Raw genomic sequence first — 1051 nt, forward strand, 5'->3', positions numbered from 1 at the left:
GGCTTTGTTTCCTAATTGGATCTCAGATAGAAACGGCCAGTATGGGTGATTATTAGGCTATTTCTATCGTTTTAGGCATACCTAACCCTGTGAGCTTATTCAACGCTTTAATCATGGCGTAGGTTTCACCAACCTGAGCATTATAGTTTCTTAAACTTAATCGCCCACCAAACAGTGTCTTTACACGGAACATAGCCGTCTCTGAAAGTGACCGTTTATGGTAACCGTACTTCTTTTTCCAATGTTTATTTGAGCCGTATAATTTCTGGCAAGCTACCGCCAGATTACGGGGGTGACCTCGTAACCAAAAAGCAGCACCTTCTCTCGGTGGAATAAGTGGAACAGCTTGTTTAATACGTATTGCTTCGTAGCATTGTCTTGTATCGTAAGCTCCATCACCAGATATCTCATTGATTCTACGACGAGTTTGATTCAGTAAATTAGGAAGAGCTTCACCGTCAGTGACATTCGATAAACTTAACTCAGCCGCAATGATTTCATGAGTGCCAGTGTCTACGGCTAAATGGAGCTTACGCCAAACTCGACGCTTCCCGTCAGTACCATGTTTTTTTACTTTCCATTCACCTTCACCGTAGACCTTTAGCCCTGTTGCATCAATGGCTAAATGCTGTATTGCGCCTCGGGTCTTTGTCTTGAATGACACATTAACCGTTTTGGCTCGTTTACTGATGCATGAATAATGAGGACATGACAACGGGAGTTGAGCGAGTTTGAAAACAGAATCGATGAATCCTTGTAACGCTCTCAACGGCATCGCGAATACTCGTTTAACCATGAGGGCGGTCGTAATGGCTAAGTCACTAAACAATCGAGGTCGACCTCGTTTACCTTGCTTGAGTTGCTTCCACTGTTGAATCGCTTCCTCATCAATCCAGAATGTCAGTGAACCACGATTGATTAGGGCTTGGTTATATTGTTTCCAGTTAGTTGTTCTGTAGCGAGGCTTTGGCATTGCTCTAAGTATGTGAGTGAACTTAGATGATCTGATCGTAGCTTTAAGCATTAGTTCCCTGATTTAGGAAACAAAGCC

Annotated in this window: 1 protein-coding gene; it reads right to left on the bottom strand. The window is 43.1% G+C overall.

Annotated features, from left to right (window positions below; all coding sequences use genetic code 11):
* Positions 1–52: 52 nt before the first annotated feature.
* Positions 53–973, bottom strand: a complete 921-nt coding sequence (locus tag AB4133_RS21895; protein ID WP_029236538.1) for an IS5 family transposase — start codon at positions 971–973, stop codon at positions 53–55.
* Positions 974–1051: the final 78 nt, after the last annotated feature.

Origin of the sequence: Vibrio sp. 10N.286.52.F8, assembly GCF_041468745.1 — a bacterium.
Classification (GTDB): Bacteria; Pseudomonadota; Gammaproteobacteria; order Enterobacterales; family Vibrionaceae; genus Vibrio; species Vibrio crassostreae_C.